The following is a 14,230-nucleotide window of genomic DNA, read 5'->3' on the forward strand; positions in this document are numbered from 1 at the left end:
GGACTTTTTTTTGTGACTTAATTTTCAATTCATTCAGTCCAGCTCATCGGATAATTATCATCAACGAACTCTAAGGCATCTGTCGTAATTTCCAAAGACTTGAAGGTGTCCAGCATCACCGCGTATTCTTCTGTTGATTTTGCTCCAATCGATTTCTCCACGGTCCCAGGATGCGGGCCATGAGGCAATCCTCCCATATGTATAGTAAAGGAGCCTCGATCAATTCCTTTTCTACTCATAAACTCTCCCTCCGCATAGTAAAGCACCTCATCCGAATCAATATTAGAGTGATTGTATGGAGCAGGAATTGCCAAGGGATGATAATCGAAAAGTCTCGGCACAAAGGAGCAAATCACAAAACCCCAAGCCTGAAATGTCTGATGCACTGGTGGGGGTTGATGAATCCTTCCAGTAATGGGTTCAAAGTCAAAAATAGACAAGGCATATGGATATAAATAACCATCCCATCCTACAATATCTAAGGGGCTATGCTCATATGAGTAAGGATAAAGCATCCCCTTTTTCTTGATATAAACTAGGTAATCTCCTTTCTCACTTTCCACTTCTAGCTCCTCAGGAGGTCGAATATCACGCTCGCAATAGGGAGAATGCTCAAGCAATTGTCCTACTTCATTTCTATATCTCTTGACCGTCTCGATGGGTCCATGAGATTCTATCACCAAAAGCCTTAACGGCCCTTCCTCTTTGAATTCGAATCGATAAATCGTGGTACGAGGAATCATAATATAATCCCCCTTCTTCACGGAAAGCTTGCCAAACTGGGAATACAAAACACCTTCTCCGTCATGAACATAAATCAACTCATCTCCATCGGCATTCTTAAAGAAAAAATCCATTTTCCTTTTCTTAGGAGTACATATCCCCATCATCACGTCAGAGTTCATCATCAGAATTCTACGGGCACTCAGGTAATCCTCTCCAGTCACCTCCACCCCAGAAGTTTTGAGATGAGTCTGTTGTAGCCCATGCTCTTTGGCAGGCTTCCAAGAATAAGGAATGGCTTTGCCAATGGACTTTACCTCATTGGGATTATACTGATGATATAGATTGGAGTAAATTCCTGAAAAGCCTTTTGAACTCACAAGCTCTTCTTTATAAAGGCTGCCATCAGGTTGTCTAAATTGTGTATGTCTTTTGGGAGAGATTTTTCCCAAACGATAATAGTAAGCCATATTTTTCTGGGTTTATATGGGACTAAAATACAAATAAACTGGGGACAAAAAGACAATCTTCAGTCTTGAATAGGACTCTTGCAAAATTCCATGTTTAATTATTTTAGTTTTTGTATTTTCCCACTATCAATCAATTATGAGAAAACTATCCATTTTATTTTTACTTCTAGGAAGCTTTACGTCTTTCGCCCAAGAGGCAAAACTGCTTTGGTCAGATGAATTTGACCAGAATGGCCTCCCTAATCCACAATATTGGGGTTACGATGTAGGTGACCATGGTTGGGGAAATCAGGAACTGGAATATTATACGGAGGCTAACCTTCAAAATGCAAGAATTGAAGAGGGAGTCTTAAAAATTACTGCCATCGCTGATAGTAGCTATTCTAAGGGATATACATCAGCCCGGATTCATACCCGAGGAAAAAAATCCTGGAAATATGGCTACATAGAAGTAAAAGCGAAACTTCCATCCGGTAGAGGCACCTGGCCGGCGATTTGGATGCTGCCAGAAGAAAACCTGCATGGAGGCTGGCCGGCAAACGGCGAGATTGACATCATGGAGCATGTTGGTTTTGACCCAGGAGTAGTCCATGGAACTGTCCATACCAAAGCTTTCAATCATAAAATTGGCACGCAAAAAGGAAATTCTATCACAGTTCCGAAATTCGACTCTGAATTTCATGTCTATGCAATCGACTGGACTACTGAAAAAATTGATTTCTTTATTGATGATGAGCTATATTTTACCTTTGAAAACAATGGCGGAAATTATGAGGAGTGGCCTTTTGATCAAGAATTTCACTTAATTCTAAATATTGCTGTTGGAGGAGGATGGGGAGGTCAAAAAGGTGTTGATCCAACGATTTGGCCCCAACAAATAGAAGTAGACTACGTCAGAGTATATGACAGGAAGCCAAGCCTTTAATTGAATAACAATTTAAAACTACCCTATTTTGAAAAATAAAAGATTTAAGGCCATCACCATAATATCAATTCTATTATTACTGATTTATGGCAAAAATTTAACTGAAAGACAGGCGTTTAAAAGTATTAGTAAAACTTTTACAGAAGTCTATAAAGATAGATTAGTGGTGGAAGGTTACATTTTCCAGATCTCTGATAGACTTTTTTCCATCCAAAAACTTATCGACCATTGTAATTTGGACTATGATTACTCAAGAGTCATTAGTGAAATTCAGGGTCATGAGGAGGGAATCATGGAATTGATTGTAGATTTTGAGCAAACCAATCTTACAATTGAGGAATCGGACTATCTTTCTGACTTTAAAAAAATCATTTCCAATGACCTGAAAATCAACAGCTACAACCTCTTGTTTTCGGATTCTTCTGGTGTGAATTCCCAGCAGGTAAAACTTTACGATCAAAAGATAGCTTTAGCTAAAAAAGACCTTGAGAATTTGAGTAAAATACAAATGGATGAGGGGCAAAAATTAATTAGCAAAGCCAAAGTTCAAATTAACCGTTCCCAGATCTGGGCGCAGTTTGAAGTGGCCTTGCTAATTATATTAATTATTGTGATTTACTTTTATTTATTTAAAGGTAAACCTAAAAATCAGGATATGTTTACCTGATTAATATTCGAAGGTGTTTTTCAAGTAGGCAGCATTTTTCTCGGCAGCCTCCATTGGGTTAGTTCCCACGAAGCGTTCTTGCTCCACAATAAAGTACTCCATTCCTAATTGGGTAGACTCTTTGACTAAATTAGAAAATGGGATTTCTCCTGCACCTAATAAAACGCCTCTTTCTTCACCATCTCCTTTATCCGGCTCAGCATCTTTTAAATGACATAATTTAAATCGATTAGGATATTTTGCCAGGTAAGCTGAAGGGTCTACTCCCGCGACATATACCCAATACATATCCATCTCAAAATCTACCAACTCAGGGTCGGTGTTTTCCATCAATACATCTTGTGGCATTACTCCTTCCAATGTTTCAAAGGTGTAGTCATGATTATGGTAAGCAAACTTCAGTCCATGTGATTTCAATGTTGCTCCAGCTTCATTGAATTTATCTGCAAATTTCTTGTAGGCATCGATCGTTTCTTGTCCACCAATCCATGGGCAGATCAGATATTCCAAACCAGCTTCTTTAGCTGCTTCCGCTTGGGCATCTAGGTTTTCAAATACGTTGGCATGAGAAGCCACCATACTTACTCCCAGGTCTGAAGTTAGAGTTTTAAACTCTTTTGGATCCATGCCCCATAAGACACCTTTCCCTCCATCAAACCCTTCAAATTGCTTATATCCAAAACCAGCAAGCGCAGCCATTGTAGCTTTGGCATCATTAGCCATTTCATCTTTGACAGAGTATAATTGGATCCCAAACGAATTCAACTTGGACTTCGCAGCCTTAGCTTCCTCTATTGTGGCCGACTCCTCTTTTTTGGCAGGCGAGCAAAATTGTAATGGCATGATTGCAGAGCTTACACCAAGCAATGCACCCATTTTGATAAATTTTCTTCTAGGATTGTTCATCATGTAAAAAGCCCACCCCGAATAGGGGCAGGCATCAATTATAAGTAAATTTAAATATTAAATCGCGTATGCTTTATCTCCTGGCTCAAGTGGAATACATGGATCAAATCTTCCCGGAGTTTCTACAAAATTTAAAGCTTGAGTAGCTCCTACCTCTGAAGTGAAATAACCTAAAACAGTCAAATCCCTCAACATATTAATCACTTGTGGCTCTCTGGATTGTCCGCTTGCTTTGTATTGCTCAAACATTCCATTGAGATAAGCCAATCTTTCTTCTGCTGGAGCACCAACAAAATCTTTCCCATTTTGGGCTTCGAAATCTTTGCTGATTGTATTTAGGCCATCAACAAATGTTTTCTGCTGATCTGCTGTATAGCAATCTTTGACCATCATCACCATAAAGGATCCAATACCCGCAGCTTTCGCACCTGGGGTATCAGTTTCTGGAATAATGGTATCTCCAATTTCATCTAGGAAAGCGATATCCTCAGGCATGAAATTCAAACCTTCGATTTGATGCTCTGGAGTACAACCTGTCAGGATTGCCGAGGCACCCACCATGGTTCCTCCCATCATCAGAACCACGCTTTTCAATGCGTCTCTTCTATTCATCGTCATTTTTCCTTCGTTTAATATTAGAGATTTCTTTTCTTCAATTCATCTACTGCAAAGGCAGCTGCTCTAGCTGTCAAAGCCATATAAGTCAAGGATGGGTTTACTGCAGCTGCAGATGTCATACAAGCCCCATCCGTCACAAACACATTTTTAGCTTCCCAAACCTGGTTGTTACCATTCAATACCGAAGTCTTAGGATCTCTACCCATTCTGGCGGTACCCATTTCGTGAATCCCTTGACCAAAAGTATACCCAGCATCAAACTCGTTTACATTTTTAAATCCTGCAACCTCAAGCATTTCTGCGGCATCGGCCATCATGTCTTTACGCATTTTGAGTTCATTATCTTTGATCTCTGCGTTCATAACCAATGACTCAATTCCCCATTTATCTTTTACAGTATCACTTAATTTGATCGTGTTTTCATGATAAGGAAGGATTTCACCAAATGCGGTAATCCCCATAGACCAAGGCCCTGGTTTAGTTAAGGCTTCTTTCATTGGTGCCCCGAAATTTAGCTCGGCCACATCTCTGCTCCATCCGCTACGGCTTGCGCCCCCTTGATAACCAAAGCCTCTTAAATAGTCACGTTTATCTCCGTTGACATTTCGGAATCGAGGAATGTAAAGTCCAGTAGGCCTTCTTCCAAAGTAATATTTATCTTCATAGCCTTCCATCGTACCGCTGGCACCTAGACGGAAATGGTGATCCATTACGTTGTGCCCAAGTTCCCCTGAACTACTTCCCAAACCTCCCGGCCAAACGTCCGTTGCTGTTCGCATTAAAATAGCTGTGGAGTTAAATGCAGAAGCACATAAGAATACAATTTTCGCATCATATTCGATGGTCTTATTGGTTTCCCCGTCTACAACTTCGACTCCTGTTGCTTTTTTAGTGTCTTTATCATAGATCAATCTTCTTACGATTGACCAGGGTCTTAAAGTCAAATTACCTGTAGCTTTTGCTGCTGGAAGAGTAGAAGCCTGCGTACTGAAATACCCCCCAAACGGACAACCTAAGGAACATTTGCTTCGGTATTGGCAACCTGGTCTCCCTGGAAGGGGCTCTGTAATATTAGCAGGTCTACCAATAGTCCAAGTTCTTGCTCCTTTGTAGTGTTCTTTAATCTTTTTAGAAGCATCTTCTTCCACACAGTTCATCGGCATTGGAGGCATGAATTCACCATCAGGCAATACATCAAGTCCTTCCTTTTTACCCGAAACACCAATAAATTTCTCCACATAAGAATACCAAGGTGCTATATCCTTGTATCGTATGGGCCAATCTACAGCAACTCCTTCTTTGACATTGCCTTCAAAATCAAGATCGGACCATCTATACGATTGCCTTCCCCAAAGTAAGGAACGACCTCCTACTTGATATCCTCTAAACCAAGTAAATGGCTTTTCTTCTACATAAGGTGAATCATCTTCATGTGCCCACCAATCCAAATTCAATTCGTTGAGAACATAATCTCTTCTTAAATTTGGGTGGTTTTCTAACTGTTCCTGAGTTCTCCTGCCTCTATGAGGCACTTCCCAGGGTGGAAGAGTTGCCGTTTTATAATCTGTCACGTGCTCGACATTCGGCCCTCGCTCTAATAAAAGCACTTTAAGTCCTTTTTCTGTCAGCTCTTTCGCAGCCCATCCTCCACTAATCCCCGACCCGACTACGATTGCATCATACGCTTCATTTGCCATATATGGATTTTTTAAGTTATTAAAGTTTAAACATCGCAGATCTGAACACCCTCTGCTAAAGAAGCCATCTTATCCTCTTTTTTCGGGATAAATTCATGGGACACATACCCATCAAATCCAGTCTCAACAATGGCTCTCATCACAGCTGGATAATTGATTTCTTGATCATCACCCAACTCGTTTCTTCCAGGGTTTCCTGCAGTATGGTAATGCCCGAAATATTCATGGTAATCTTTGATATTTCTAATTAAGTCTCCTTCATCTATCTGCATATGATAGATATCAAATAGCAATTTGAAGTTTGGACTACCCAATCTCTTACAAAGCTCAACCCCAAAAGCTGATTTATCACATAGGTAATCTTTGTGATTTACTTTGCTATTAAGTAGTTCCATTTGAATCATCACCCCATGCTTTTCAGCAATAGGCATAATTTTCTCCAAACCGATTTGACAATTTTTTAGACCTGTTTCATCATCCATTCCTCTTCTATTGCCAGAAAAACAGATTAGATTTTTATAACCTGCCTCAGCTACTTTCGGAATCATCTCAGTATAGTTCTTAACTAACTGATCATGGTATTTTGTTTCACCAAAGCCTTCAGTTAAGCTTATTTCAGCCCCATTGCACATGGAAGAATCAAGTCCGTGACTTTTAAGGGTTTCCCAGCCACTTGGTCCGATCAAGTCCACACCTTTGATTCCTATTTTTTTAACTTCTTTGCAAAAATCCTCGAGGCTATATTGGCGAAAGCACCAATGGCAAACCCCATGATTTACATTTCCTTTTAAGGCTTTGGGCATATTATCTTTTGAATCAAAGCTGGAAAGTGTACCTAAGGTAGCACCACCAACAATCATTTTTTTAAAGGAAGAACGCCTTCCAGAGTCAAATGACATAAATTTTTCAGGTTAATTGGGAGAGATTTTTTTTTCCTCTTTAAAAAGAGATATGAAAAATAGCAAAACCAAAACGGAAATACCAGAAGGAATCAACCAAATTGACTTCCAAATGTGATGACCAGTCAAATCCGTATAGTAATTGGAAATGATTCCTGCTGCCCAAAAGCCTATTAACATCCCAATACCGTAGGTTGCCAAAGTGATCATTCCTTGAGCTGAGGACTTATATTTTTCACCAGCATGTGAATCGGTATAAATCTGACCACTGACGAAAAAGAAATCATAACATATCCCATGTAAACCTATTCCTACCAAAAGCATCCAAGCGCCTTCATTGACATCTCCAAAGGCAAATAAGGCATACCGTATGGCCCACGCAGCCATTGCCACGATCAAAGTTTTCTTTACTCCAAAGCGGGAAAAGAAGATGGGAAGTGCCAGCATAAAGAGGACTTCAGACACTTGACCTAAGGCCATTTTTCCAGTTGAATTTTCTAATCCTATCTCCGTCAGAAAAGGGCTAGTATTCTGATAATAGAATGCTAATGGAATACAGATAAGAATGGAGGAAAGAAAAAATATTGCGAAATTCTTGTCTTTTAGCAAGGATAAAGCCTCCACTCCTGTAGACTCCCGAATATTGAATTCACCGCTGGATTTTGCTTTTGGCGGAGTTTTAGGAAGAAAAAAACTAAACAATCCCAAGGCAAATGACAAGGTTCCTGCCATCACCCAAGTAAATTTCAATAGACCTTCCTGTAATCCACTTTGACTGTCCCAGCCTAAAAAGCTAATCAAAAACCCTGCTGTGATCCATCCTATCGTACCCCAAACTCTCACGACCGAAAACTCCTTTTCAGGATTTTTCATTTGATTAAAGGAGATCGAATTGACAAGGGCTAGAGTGGGCATGAATAAAATCATATAAGCCAACAGGAAAGGAAAAAAAGAAGAGAAACCCTCTGCTTGGTACAAACCATACATTAAAGCTGCTCCTATTAAATGGATGACCCCTAGAATTTTTTCAGCATTGAAGAATCTATCGGCAATCAGCCCCACTATAAAAGGTGCTATGATCGCCCCAAATGATTGGGTGGAAAATGCCAGAGAAATTTCCTGATCCTTTGCCTGCAGGTTATTTCCGAGGAATGTTCCTAAGGTTACAAACCAAGCCCCCCAGATAAAAAACTCCATAAACATCATCAAGGACAACTGTGCTTTGGTAGCAAATTTCATAAGGATTGCGGTTGATTAGGTCAGATTTCTTCTAATTAAGTCAGAAAGTTTAATTTTTGGGCAATTTGCCGTATTTTAAGCACCTGTTTTGGAATTCAAAGAAGCGATTTTTGATGATTAATAAAATCCATTCATAACGTGAGGAAGCTATTAATCAATTATTCACCCTTCTCGATTAAAGAGCCAAGGATTTTCCAGACAGAATCAATTATTTCAAGCTATTAATACCTGAATAATCTATTCTCATTTATCTATGTCTAAAACAAAAAAATTAAAACTGGGACTAGTCGGCGGAGGTCCAGGATCATTTATAGGAGCCATTCACCTTAATGGAGCATTAATGGATGGTATGTTTGAGTTAGCGGCCGGTGCTTTTAGCTCTAATCCAGAAAAATCAAGAATCAGGGGTGAGGAACTTATGCTCCCTTCCGAACGAGTTTATGACAGTTATGACGAAATGTTTGAAAAGGAACTACAACTTCCTGAGTCAGAAAGAATAGATGTAGTCTGTATTGTCACTCCAAATAATGTACACCTTGACCCAACTCTGAAAGCATTGAAAGCTGGCTTTCATGTAGCATTAGATAAGCCTCTTACCCTCAATTACACAGAAGCTAAAGAGCTTTACCATGCTGTTCAGAAATCAGACAAGCTATTTCTCTTAACTCATACCTATTCTGGGTACCCGATGATCAAGCAAGCCAAGCAAATGATTGCCAATGGTGAAATCGGAAAAGTTAGAAAAGTTTATGTTGAATACCCGCAAGGCTGGCTTTGGAAGCTACTAGAAACCGAAAATAACAAGCAGGCTGCCTGGAGAACTGATCCAACAAAAAATGGATTGGCAGGTTGTATGGGTGATATTGGAACCCACGCTTTCCATATGGCTGAATACATCACTGGAGAGAAAGTAAGCCAAATTTGTGCAGATCTTTATATAAAAGTAGAAGGAAGGCCTATCGATGATGACGGGGTGGTCTTGATGCGATTTGAAAACGGAGCATCAGGAGTTTTAATGGCATCACAAACAGACACAGGCGCAGAAAACAACCTGAAAGTTCGTGTGTATGGAGAAAAAGGAGGGCTGGAATGGGAACAAGAACTAAATAACAGTTTAACTGTCAGATGGCCTGAAGGTCCCGACCAAATTTATCGTGCTGGAACAGGATATTTAGGTTCTCTTGCTAATGAAAACACCAGAACTCCAGCAGGACACCCTGAAGGTTATGTGGAAGCATTTGCTAACCTGTATAGAAACTTTGCTAGATGCATCTACGCCGAAAGAAATGGGGAAAAGCCAAAAGAAGAATGGTTAGACTTTCCTGGTGTGGAAGACGGCATTCGAGGAATGGCATTTATTGACCATGTCTTGAAAAGTAATAAATCAGAACAAAAATGGACTCCATTTATTGTTGAAAAATAAATTCTTTATTCAAACCCAAACCCAGAAACAAAAGAGGAATCTTGTGTTACTTTACCTGGGATTAAACCAATTTAGATAATGAAAACTATTAAAGGCCCTGCTATATTTCTAGCTCAATTTGCTGATGATCAAGCTCCATTTAACAATCTTGAAAATATTTGTAAATGGGTAGCTGGTCTTGGATACAAAGGGGTACAAATCCCAACCTGGGACAGTAGGTTAATTGATTTACAAAAAGCAGCAGAAAGTAAAACCTATGCTGAGGAAATAAAAGGAATCGTTGCAGAGGCAGGTATGGAGATTACTGAACTATCCACTCACCTTCAAGGTCAGTTAGTGGCGGTACATCCAGCTTACAACGAATTATTTGATGGTTTTGCACCTGCAGAACTCAAAGGAAACCTTCAGGGCAAAACTGATTGGGCAAGACAGCAATTAATGTATGCTGCAAAAGCTTCACAAAACATGGGGCTTACCGCGCATGCGACCTTTAGTGGTGCTTTGATGTGGCACACAGTTTATCCTTGGCCTCAAAGGCCTGCCGGATTGGTAGAGACTGGATTTACCGAACTTGCTAAGAGATGGACTCCAATATTGGACGAGTTTGATAAAAATGGCGTGGATGTTTGCTATGAACTTCACCCTGGAGAGGATTTGCATGACGGAATCACTTTCGAAATGTTCCTTGACAAGGTGAATGGTCATAAAAGAGCAAATATTCTTTATGATCCAAGTCACTTTGTATTGCAATGTCTTGACTACCTTGAATTCATTGATTTCTATCATGAAAGAATCAGAATGTTCCATGTCAAAGATGCTGAATTCAACCCAACAGGAAAGCAAGGCGTTTATGGCGGATTCCAAGGCTGGGTAGAAAGAGCTGGTCGTTTCCGTTCTTTAGGAGATGGACAGGTTGATTTCGCAGGAATATTCAGCAAACTTTCTCAGTACGATTTTGATGGATGGGCCGTTTTAGAATGGGAGTGCGCATTGAAGCACCCAGAGCAAGGAGCTGCAGAAGGCGCTCCATTTATCGATTCGCACATCATTAGAGTTACAGAGAAAGCATTTGATGATTTTGCCGGTGTGGGAGCTGACGAAGCTTTCAACAAAAAAGTATTAGGAATTTAAATACCCATATTAATTACATAAAAATGAAAATCACAAAACCGTTAAACCTAGGTCTTGCTGCTTTGGCAGGACTTGCGTTCGCTTGTGGAGGAGGAGAAAAATCCACTGAAACTACTACTACCCCAGCAGTGGAGTCTACTCCAGCTGAACCAGCACAGGAAATGAGCCTTGAAGAAAAATACAAGGATGATCCTATCTACATCAAAGGTCTAGCAAAATTAAAGACCTCTGATTGTACTACCTGCCATATGGTGGAAAGAAAGATCGTGGGACCTTCTTATGCTGACGTTGCAGCCAAATATGAAAGTACCGAGGAGAACATTGAGAAATTGGCTCAGAAAGTAATCGAAGGTGGAGTTGGTGTATGGGGTGAAGTTCCAATGCCTCCACATCCTACTTTGAGCATGGAAGACGCGAAGGACATGGTTGCCTATGTTCTATTGTTGAAATAATTACGAAATGAAGAAAAAGTATTTAGCCTTAGCCGCTTTTGCCAGTTTACTTGCAGCATGTTCTGCTGAGAAAACCGCTGAGCAGGCAACAGAAGAGCCCACAGAAGTTACCCAGAAACAAGAAGAATTTACTCCTTTATTCGAAGGAAATACATTTGCCGGATGGCATAAGTATGGAGGCGGAGAAGTAGGTAAAGCTTGGAAAATCGAAGATGGCACAGTTTACTTGGATGCCAAAAACAAAGATGGATGGCAAACAGGTGACGGTGGTGATATTGTCACTGATGAAGAATTTGAAAACTTCCACCTGAAGTATGACTGGAAAATTGCAGAAAATGGAAACAGCGGTGTGATTTTCTTTGTTCAGGAAGCTCCAGAATACCCGTATTCTTGGCATACAGGCATGGAAATGCAGGTTCTTGACAATGAAGGTCATCCTGACGCTAAAATCATTAGCCACAGAGCTGGGGATTTGTATGACTTGATCGTGAGCAGCGAAGAAACCGTAAAACCTTGGGGCGAATGGAATCATGCTGAAATCATTGCTGATCAAGGCAACCTAAAATTAAGACTAAATGGTGTCACTGTGGTTGAAACTGAATTATGGACCCCTGAATGGGAAGCATTAATAGCAGACAGCAAATTCAAAGACATGCCAGGCTTTGGTACATTTAAGAAAGGGAAGATCGCCCTGCAAGACCATGGCGATTTAGTTTACTTTAAAAATGTAGAGATCAAAAAGCTCTAACAAAAAAAGACCTCAAATATTTGAGGTCTTTTTTTTATTCAATTTTTTTTTAGAACCTGGTCACGTTATCCTTTTTAATGTAGGCTACTTGATCCTTCCACTCTACCTCATACCAGATATCTTTACTGGATTTAATTTTAACTCGATGTCCTGGCTCCACTCGATCAATAAGCTCTCCTCCTGCCGAAGGTTTTGATACGATCATGGTGGGGCTTTGAGTAATCAATGCTGCATTAGGTGCTTTGAGAAAATTATTAGCTGCAAATATCAAAATGATTAAAAATATCGTCGGCCAATAAAACGTTGACTCCGGATTTTTCTTACCTCTTACCCAAATCATGATAATCGATATCACTAAAAATAATGCTAAGGAACCGACGATTATTTCCTGATATTCTATCAGAAACAACATAAATCTCGCTGCATCACTCACTTCATACCCTACCAAATCACTCTGCCCAGTCAAGCTTTTTATCTTGGTAATTGTCTGAGAATTAGGATTCAAATCGTAATATTTACTCAGGTATAAGGTAGCATTTTCCTTATCTCCAATACCCTCTGCAATGAAGGACATTTTGAGTAACATGGCGGGAGAATAAATCCCTTCTTGGTAGTTTTGACGGTAAATTTCCATTGCTTCCTTGTAACTTCGCTGCTGAAACAAAGAATCTGCGTTTTGAAGGTCTTTCACATCTGCCTGACAATTAATGCTTTGCAAAGCAAAGACAAAAAATATCAAAAGTTTTGCAAGAAAGATTGAATTAGGGTTTGGCATTTATAAATCGGTAGCTTAAATTTGCAGTCCAATTACGACAATGATCTGGCAAAAAGCAAGGCCAAAGAGTCAATTTGAAAGGTAAAATTCCACAAAAAAGTGGTTAAAATTTCTGAAAATTTTCAGACCATATGATTCCGTAGCTCAGCTGGTAGAGCAATACACTTTTAATGTATGGGTCCTGGGTTCGAGCCCCAGCGGGATCACATTCGGTGAGATCAAAAGGGAATATGGCGAGAAGCCTGTCCCGATGAGACGATGCAAAGCAAGTCAATATCGGGAAGCCCCAGCGGGATCACTTAGAAATGGAGAAAGGCATTTAGCTATTCCCGATCATTTGGTTCGGAATTTCTCCCTAGTGAATAATTTAACTTGCAAGGAGTTAATAAGTATTTGAGTTTAGTTTAGGAAAAAGTTTCGGGGTGTAGCGTAGCCCGGTATCGCGCCTCGTTTGGGACGAGGAGGTCGTAGGTTCGAATCCTGCCACCCCGACTTTATTTTCCACCTTTGGTCTTCTTCTTTTAGAAGATTAAAATTTTATCCAGGTCCTGTAGCTCAACTGGATAGAGCAACTGCCTTCTAAGCAGTAGGTTTCAGGTTCGAGTCCTGACAGGATCACTTTCTAAAGCGGAATTACGTTCCGCTTTTTATTTTATTAATGAGTACCGATTCCGTAGCTCAGCTGGTAGAGCAATACACTTTTAATGTATGGGTCCTGGGTTCGAGCCCCAGCGGGATCACAAAAGCAGACTAGAGATGGTCTGCTTTTTTTGTTTTCAAGCTAAGAGTTTTGAACACCTTCAATTATTCCAGAATTTTAACAAGCACTAAAAATGATATATGGGATGATTTCATTGGATGTTTAAATACACATACCTTTTACCAAAAGTCATTTGAGTTTCTTGGGGTTGAATTAAAAACTCATCCTATTAAGATTTATATCTCTAAAAGAAGAAAAGAGAATCTGTAATCCTAAGATTGAAATCAAGAAGACACATTAAAGCGATAAGTTATACCTAATGGAGAAAAACACCTCGACTTTAATGAATGGGTCCTGGTCCTCGATAGCAATCGGGACGAGCCCCAGCGGGATCACAAAAGCAGACTAGAGATGGTCTGCTTTTTTTGTTTTCAAGCTAAGAGTTTTGAACACCTTCAATTATTCCAGAATTTTAACAAGCACTAAAAATGATATATGGGATGATTTCATTGGATGTTTAAATGCACATACCTTTTACCAAAAGTCATTTGAGTTTCTTTGGGTTGAATTAAAAACCCATCCTATTAAGATTTATATCTCTAAAAGAAGAAAAGAGAATCTGTAATCCTAAGATTGAAATCAAGAAGACACATTAAAGCGATAAGTTATACCTAATGGAGAAAAACACCTCGACTTTAATGAATGGGTCCTGGTCCTCGATAGCAATCGGGACGAGCCCCAGCGGGATCATAAAAGCAGACTAGAGATGGTCTGCTTTTTTTGTTTTCTAGAGATAGGCAGCTTCATCTTTTAAAGAGAGAAGCTTGCCCGGGTGAGACCTTGCGTCTCATTTATAA

At 39.9% G+C, this 14,230-nt stretch carries 13 protein-coding genes and 4 tRNA genes; 10 read left to right on the top strand and 7 right to left on the bottom strand.

The features are described 5' to 3' along the window. Positions 1–29: 29 nt before the first annotated feature. Positions 30–1,193 (bottom strand): homogentisate 1,2-dioxygenase, encoded by a 1,164-nt coding sequence (locus tag ALPR1_RS17960; RefSeq protein WP_008202825.1) that lies wholly within the window; start codon positions 1,191–1,193, stop codon positions 30–32. A 136-nt stretch (positions 1,194–1,329) separates the two neighbouring features. Here ALPR1_RS17960 and ALPR1_RS17965 point away from each other — a divergent pair, with 136 nt between their 5' ends. Together ALPR1_RS17965 and ALPR1_RS17970 are read left to right on the top strand one after the other, a co-directional pair. Continuing rightward, entirely contained in the window at positions 1,330–2,118 is a 789-nt protein-coding gene (locus ALPR1_RS17965; protein WP_008202826.1) for a glycoside hydrolase family 16 protein, read from the top strand. Positions 2,119–2,146: 28 nt separating this feature from the next. Beyond that, positions 2,147–2,785: an MCP four helix bundle domain-containing protein gene (locus ALPR1_RS17970; RefSeq protein ID WP_008202827.1), complete on the top strand. Its 639-nt coding sequence runs from the start codon at positions 2,147–2,149 to the stop codon at positions 2,783–2,785. Here ALPR1_RS17970 and ALPR1_RS17975 read toward each other — a convergent pair whose 3' ends face one another. From ALPR1_RS17975 to ALPR1_RS17995, 5 genes are all read right to left on the bottom strand, one after another. Continuing rightward, complete coding sequence (locus ALPR1_RS17975) at positions 2,786–3,661, bottom strand: sugar phosphate isomerase/epimerase family protein (RefSeq protein ID WP_237701595.1); 876 nt, start codon at positions 3,659–3,661, stop codon at positions 2,786–2,788. Between the two features lie 87 nt (positions 3,662–3,748). Further along, positions 3,749–4,309, bottom strand: a complete 561-nt coding sequence (locus ALPR1_RS17980) for a gluconate 2-dehydrogenase subunit 3 family protein (RefSeq protein ID WP_008202829.1) — start codon at positions 4,307–4,309, stop codon at positions 3,749–3,751. 17 nt (positions 4,310–4,326) lie between these two features. Then, positions 4,327–6,006 (bottom strand): GMC oxidoreductase, encoded by a 1,680-nt coding sequence (locus tag ALPR1_RS17985; protein ID WP_008202830.1) that lies wholly within the window; start codon positions 6,004–6,006, stop codon positions 4,327–4,329. 26 nt (positions 6,007–6,032) lie between these two features. Then, positions 6,033–6,905 carry a hydroxypyruvate isomerase family protein gene (locus ALPR1_RS17990; protein WP_008202831.1) on the bottom strand — a complete coding sequence of 291 codons (873 nt, stop codon included), beginning with the start codon at positions 6,903–6,905 and terminating at the stop codon, positions 6,033–6,035. Between the two features lie 12 nt (positions 6,906–6,917). After that, the gene (locus ALPR1_RS17995) at positions 6,918–8,144 is read right to left on the bottom strand and encodes a nucleoside permease (RefSeq protein ID WP_008202832.1); all 1,227 of its coding nucleotides are present in this window, start codon (positions 8,142–8,144) and stop codon (positions 6,918–6,920) included. A 253-nt stretch (positions 8,145–8,397) separates the two neighbouring features. Here ALPR1_RS17995 and ALPR1_RS18000 point away from each other — a divergent pair, with 253 nt between their 5' ends. The 4 genes from ALPR1_RS18000 (at position 8,398) to ALPR1_RS18015 (ending at position 11,898) form a co-directional block, all read left to right on the top strand. After that, positions 8,398–9,567, top strand: coding sequence for a Gfo/Idh/MocA family protein (locus ALPR1_RS18000; protein ID WP_008202833.1), 1,170 nt, complete (start codon positions 8,398–8,400; stop codon positions 9,565–9,567). Positions 9,568–9,645: 78 nt separating this feature from the next. Then, a complete protein-coding gene (locus ALPR1_RS18005; RefSeq protein ID WP_008202836.1) occupies positions 9,646–10,698 on the top strand; it encodes a sugar phosphate isomerase/epimerase family protein in 1,053 nt (350 codons plus the stop codon). A 23-nt stretch (positions 10,699–10,721) separates the two neighbouring features. After that, positions 10,722–11,150 carry a c-type cytochrome gene (locus tag ALPR1_RS18010; protein WP_008202837.1) on the top strand — a complete coding sequence of 143 codons (429 nt, stop codon included), beginning with the start codon at positions 10,722–10,724 and terminating at the stop codon, positions 11,148–11,150. A 7-nt stretch (positions 11,151–11,157) separates the two neighbouring features. Further along, positions 11,158–11,898 (top strand): 3-keto-disaccharide hydrolase, encoded by a 741-nt coding sequence (locus tag ALPR1_RS18015; protein WP_008202839.1) that lies wholly within the window; start codon positions 11,158–11,160, stop codon positions 11,896–11,898. Between the two features lie 49 nt (positions 11,899–11,947). On the opposite strand, the gene ALPR1_RS18020 is transcribed toward ALPR1_RS18015, so the two are convergent. Next, a complete protein-coding gene (locus ALPR1_RS18020; RefSeq protein ID WP_008202840.1) occupies positions 11,948–12,673 on the bottom strand; it encodes an SH3 domain-containing protein in 726 nt (241 codons plus the stop codon). A 133-nt stretch (positions 12,674–12,806) separates the two neighbouring features. Here ALPR1_RS18020 and ALPR1_RS18025 point away from each other — a divergent pair. From ALPR1_RS18025 to ALPR1_RS18040, 4 genes are all read left to right on the top strand, one after another. Beyond that, a tRNA-Lys gene (locus tag ALPR1_RS18025) sits at positions 12,807–12,879 on the top strand. A gap of 212 nt (positions 12,880–13,091) precedes the next feature. Beyond that, a tRNA-Pro gene (locus ALPR1_RS18030) sits at positions 13,092–13,165 on the top strand. 52 nt (positions 13,166–13,217) lie between these two features. Next, positions 13,218–13,291 (top strand) — tRNA-Arg (locus tag ALPR1_RS18035). A 49-nt stretch (positions 13,292–13,340) separates the two neighbouring features. After that, a tRNA-Lys gene (locus tag ALPR1_RS18040) sits at positions 13,341–13,413 on the top strand. Positions 13,414–14,230 lie beyond the last annotated feature (817 nt).

The sequence above is a fragment of the Algoriphagus machipongonensis genome, from assembly GCF_000166275.1.
Taxonomy (GTDB): Bacteria; Bacteroidota; Bacteroidia; order Cytophagales; family Cyclobacteriaceae; genus Algoriphagus; species Algoriphagus machipongonensis.

Coding starts and splice junctions, on each gene's coding strand:
- ALPR1_RS17995 (WP_008202832.1), bottom strand. CDS start 8,144: ATGAAATTTGCTACCAAAGCACAGTTGTCCTTGATGATGTTTATGGAG.
- ALPR1_RS18000 (WP_008202833.1), top strand. CDS start 8,398: ATGTCTAAAACAAAAAAATTAAAACTGGGACTAGTCGGCGGAGGTCCA.
- ALPR1_RS17990 (WP_008202831.1), bottom strand. CDS start 6,905: ATGTCATTTGACTCTGGAAGGCGTTCTTCCTTTAAAAAAATGATTGTT.
- ALPR1_RS17965 (WP_008202826.1), top strand. CDS start 1,330: ATGAGAAAACTATCCATTTTATTTTTACTTCTAGGAAGCTTTACGTCT.
- ALPR1_RS18015 (WP_008202839.1), top strand. CDS start 11,158: ATGAAGAAAAAGTATTTAGCCTTAGCCGCTTTTGCCAGTTTACTTGCA.
- ALPR1_RS17960 (WP_008202825.1), bottom strand. CDS start 1,193: ATGGCTTACTATTATCGTTTGGGAAAAATCTCTCCCAAAAGACATACA.
- ALPR1_RS18010 (WP_008202837.1), top strand. CDS start 10,722: ATGAAAATCACAAAACCGTTAAACCTAGGTCTTGCTGCTTTGGCAGGA.
- ALPR1_RS18020 (WP_008202840.1), bottom strand. CDS start 12,673: ATGCCAAACCCTAATTCAATCTTTCTTGCAAAACTTTTGATATTTTTT.
- ALPR1_RS17975 (WP_237701595.1), bottom strand. CDS start 3,661: ATGGGTGCATTGCTTGGTGTAAGCTCTGCAATCATGCCATTACAATTT.
- ALPR1_RS17985 (WP_008202830.1), bottom strand. CDS start 6,006: ATGGCAAATGAAGCGTATGATGCAATCGTAGTCGGGTCGGGGATTAGT.
- ALPR1_RS18005 (WP_008202836.1), top strand. CDS start 9,646: ATGAAAACTATTAAAGGCCCTGCTATATTTCTAGCTCAATTTGCTGAT.
- ALPR1_RS17980 (WP_008202829.1), bottom strand. CDS start 4,309: ATGACGATGAATAGAAGAGACGCATTGAAAAGCGTGGTTCTGATGATG.